The 3,186-nt window shown below is 52.9% G+C and carries 5 protein-coding genes; 4 read left to right on the top strand and 1 reads right to left on the bottom strand.

From position 1 onward, the window contains the following. From CPT76_RS28685 to CPT76_RS28675, 3 genes are all read left to right on the top strand, one after another. Positions 1 to 370: HAD-IC family P-type ATPase (locus tag CPT76_RS28685; RefSeq protein ID WP_146116456.1), on the top strand; the 370-nt coding region annotated here is incomplete at its 5' end. Between the two features lie 279 nt (positions 371 to 649). Further along, positions 650 to 1,591: a thioredoxin-disulfide reductase gene (gene trxB, locus CPT76_RS28680; RefSeq protein ID WP_105445306.1), complete on the top strand. Its 942-nt coding sequence runs from the start codon at positions 650 to 652 to the stop codon at positions 1,589 to 1,591. Between the two features lie 85 nt (positions 1,592 to 1,676). Further along, the gene (locus tag CPT76_RS28675; protein WP_089549838.1) at positions 1,677 to 1,910 is read left to right on the top strand and encodes a glutaredoxin family protein; all 234 of its coding nucleotides are present in this window, start codon (positions 1,677 to 1,679) and stop codon (positions 1,908 to 1,910) included. Positions 1,911 to 2,167: 257 nt separating this feature from the next. Here the strand turns inward: CPT76_RS28675 and CPT76_RS28670 are convergent, their stop codons facing one another. After that, positions 2,168 to 2,365 carry a hypothetical protein gene (locus CPT76_RS28670; protein WP_076176143.1) on the bottom strand — a complete coding sequence of 66 codons (198 nt, stop codon included), beginning with the start codon at positions 2,363 to 2,365 and terminating at the stop codon, positions 2,168 to 2,170. Between the two features lie 269 nt (positions 2,366 to 2,634). Between CPT76_RS28670 and CPT76_RS28665 the strand changes: the two genes are divergently transcribed. Next, on the top strand, positions 2,635 to 3,186 hold a 552-nt coding region (locus CPT76_RS28665), incomplete at its 3' end, for a bifunctional 4-hydroxy-2-oxoglutarate aldolase/2-dehydro-3-deoxy-phosphogluconate aldolase (protein ID WP_308737683.1).

Genomic DNA, 3,186 nt, shown 5'->3' with positions numbered 1-3,186 from the left:
GGTCAACCATGTGAAGCGGCTGCGCGAGCAGTATGGCCACGTGGTGATGGTCGGGGACGGCGTGAATGACGCGCCAGCACTGGCTACGGCCACCGTAGGCATGGGTATGGGGATGAACGGCAGCGGCACTGCACTCGAGGTGGCGGATGTCGTTCTGATGAACGACAACATTGAGGAGATTGCCTCAACGATTACCCTCGCCCGCCGCGCCCGGCGCATCGTCAAGCAGAACATGGTGTTCGCCGTGTCGGTGATTTTGCTGCTGATGGTCAGCAACTTTGCCGCCGGCATCGCCCTTCCGTTCGGCGTGGTCGGCCACGAGGGAAGCACGATCCTTGTCATTTTGAACGGGCTCCGTCTGCTGCGGTAAGTGCAGTGTCGAGACCGAAGCGGCTCATAAATGAAGGAACCTCCGAAGGAGATTCGGAGGTTCCTTTTTTGCGCGGAAGGAAATTGTTAAACGATTTGTAAAAATTAAATTGTTCACAATTCAGGTGAAAGGCATGTATACTTAATCTATTGACATCTTATGAAAAATGTATGATAATGATTATCAGATAATAATTATTTTAAATTAAATGATAAATAGATCCCGGACGAACCCGCTAAGGGACGATGCCCGGGAACGGGAAGCTTGGAGGGAGATCCTATGTATAAATCCGTAATTATCGGGACAGGACCTGCCGGATTGACGGCAGCGATTTATTTGGCACGGGCCAATATGAGTCCGCTGATTATTGAAGGGCCGCAGCCTGGGGGTCAGCTTACAACGACAACGGAAGTTGAGAACTTTCCGGGATTCCCTGAAGGCGTGATGGGACCGGAACTGATGGATAATATGCGCAAGCAGGCGGAGCGTTTCGGCGCTGAATTCCGCACGGGCTGGGTGAACAACGTAGAACTGGGTGCACGTCCGTTCAAGCTTGACGTGGAAGGCATCGGCCAGATCGAAACCGAGACGCTGATCCTGTCCACTGGTGCTACCGCCAAATACCTGGGCATTCCCGGGGAGCAGGAGAATGTCGGACGCGGCGTAAGCACCTGCGCGACCTGCGACGGATTTTTCTTCCGCGGTAAAGAAATTATCGTGGTCGGCGGCGGCGACTCCGCGCTCGAAGAAGCCGGCTTCCTGACACGCTTTGCGTCCAAAGTGACGCTGGTACACCGCCGCACTGAGCTGCGCGGCTCCAAGATCATGCAGGACCGCGTGCGTGCCAACGAGAAGGTGGAATGGGCACTTAACCGTACTCCGCTCGAAGTTGTGGCTGACGAGCGCGGCGTGAAAGGCCTCAAAGTATTGAACAACGAGACAGGTGAAGAGGAACTGCTCGAAGCAAGCGGTGTGTTCGTTGCCATCGGTCATCACCCGAATACCGGATTTTTGGGCGGCCAAATTACGCTCGACGAGAACGGCTACATCGTTGTGCAGCCGGGAACGACGGAAACGAACATCCCTGGCGTCTTCGCCTGCGGCGACGTTCAGGACACCCGCTACAGACAGGCCATTACGGCAGCGGGCAGCGGATGTATGGCAGCAATCGATTGCGAGAAGTATATTGAAAGTCTGGAGCACAGCGCAGTCGCTCTGTAATCGATGCATGATTTGGACCGATCAGGCCGGCGCAAGAGCCTGTTGACATACACGACATTTTCATAATATGAGGTGACCTAAAGCGATGGATAAAGTGATTGTATATACCAGCACCAACTGCCCGCACTGCCGTCAGGTAAAAGGATACCTGGCCGACAAGGGCATCGAGTTCGAAGAACGCAACATCGAGCAAAACGATGAGTATGCACAGCAGGTCTGGGACATGGGCGTTCGCGCCGTTCCTTTGACTGTCATTGGTGAGAACCGCGTGCTGGGTATGAACACAACCCAGTTTGAGAAGTTTTTGAATCAACAATAATCTGTCCGTACTATATAGAATGAACTAAAGAAATCAAAGTTATATGCCATATTGGACCGTTATAACAGGGAGTTTAATGCAATACTTTAGTTCAATCTATCTATAACCGCTGAATTAGAGGTCGTCCCCTGGAGCAGAGATGCTGCCTTCGGGGCGGCCTTTTTTTCGTAGGCGCAAAAAATAAGGGATGACCGCCAATGGCCGCGATCCGGGCCGCACTGGGGTATCCCTAGGCTTGTTTACATTTAAAAACGCTGTCAAAAGAACAGCTTCCCGACCAGCTGCAGCACGAAGTAGATGATAATGCCCGTAGCGATGAGCGTGAATCCAGCCTTGGGACGGCCCTGAAAAAAACGCAGAATGGCCAGGCTGAACAGCGGGGCGATAATCAGCAGAAATAGCAGCACGGTCACGAATACCTCGACCGATATATTGGAAATATCCACGTAAGTCACGGACAATCTCTCCATTCCTAAGGTAAAATCATCGGGATTACCAACGTCCACAAACAATCATTTCTATACAACATTCCTATTATATACGAAACCCGCCCTGCATTTCCGTAGATTCGGTGGAAAAATACGTCGATTTTTCGTCAAATCCTGTGCTAAGGACGAAAAAAACGGAAGCATGAGAGATCCTGCCGAATTGACATGTCCAGGAAGGAAAACGCCTGTAAAGTCCGAATATACTTAGAAAAATAGATTCGGAAGGAATGAAACGCATGCATACATCACAGGTACTGCAAGAACTGCTGTCCGCCAGAATGGTTGCGATCGTCCGGGGGATCACCCGGGATCAGGCCAGGACGGCAGGTGAGGGACTGATTGCCGGAGGCGTCCGGCTCATGGAAGTTACGCTGAATACCGATGGGGCCCTGCACATGATCGAAGGCTGGCGCTCGGCATACGACGGACGAGCCTATGTAGGCGCCGGAACTGTATTGAACCTGGCCATGGCCAAGGAGGCGGTTCAGGCTGGAGCGCAGTTTCTGATCTCGCCCAATATCGATCAAGCCGTCATCTCCTTTGCTTTGGAGCAGGGCATCGACGTATGGCCTGGCGCCATGACGCCGACAGAGATTGTGGCCGCTTACGAGGCCGGTGCCAGCGCAGTGAAGCTGTTCCCGATGGGCAGCCTCGGAATTGGCTATTTGAAAGAGATCCGTGCGCCGCTGAATCATATATCCCTGATGGCTACAGGCGGGGTGACGATCGGCAATATTGCCGTATTATTTCGAAGCGAGGGGCGTGCGCAGTCGGGATCGGCAGCTCGC

The sequence above is a fragment of the Paenibacillus sp. AR247 genome (genome assembly GCF_002968895.1).
In the GTDB taxonomy this organism is placed as follows: Bacteria; Bacillota; Bacilli; order Paenibacillales; family Paenibacillaceae; genus Paenibacillus_AQ; species Paenibacillus_AQ favisporus.
Note: the sequence above shows the minus strand (reverse complement) of the source record. Positions and strands in the feature narration are given on the sequence as shown.

Bases quoted from the DNA above. Each gene is read 5' to 3' on its own strand.
- CPT76_RS28675 (WP_089549838.1), top strand. From the start codon at position 1,677: ATGGATAAAGTGATTGTATATACCAGCACCAACTGCCCGCACTGCCGT.
- trxB (WP_105445306.1), top strand. From the start codon at position 650: ATGTATAAATCCGTAATTATCGGGACAGGACCTGCCGGATTGACGGCA.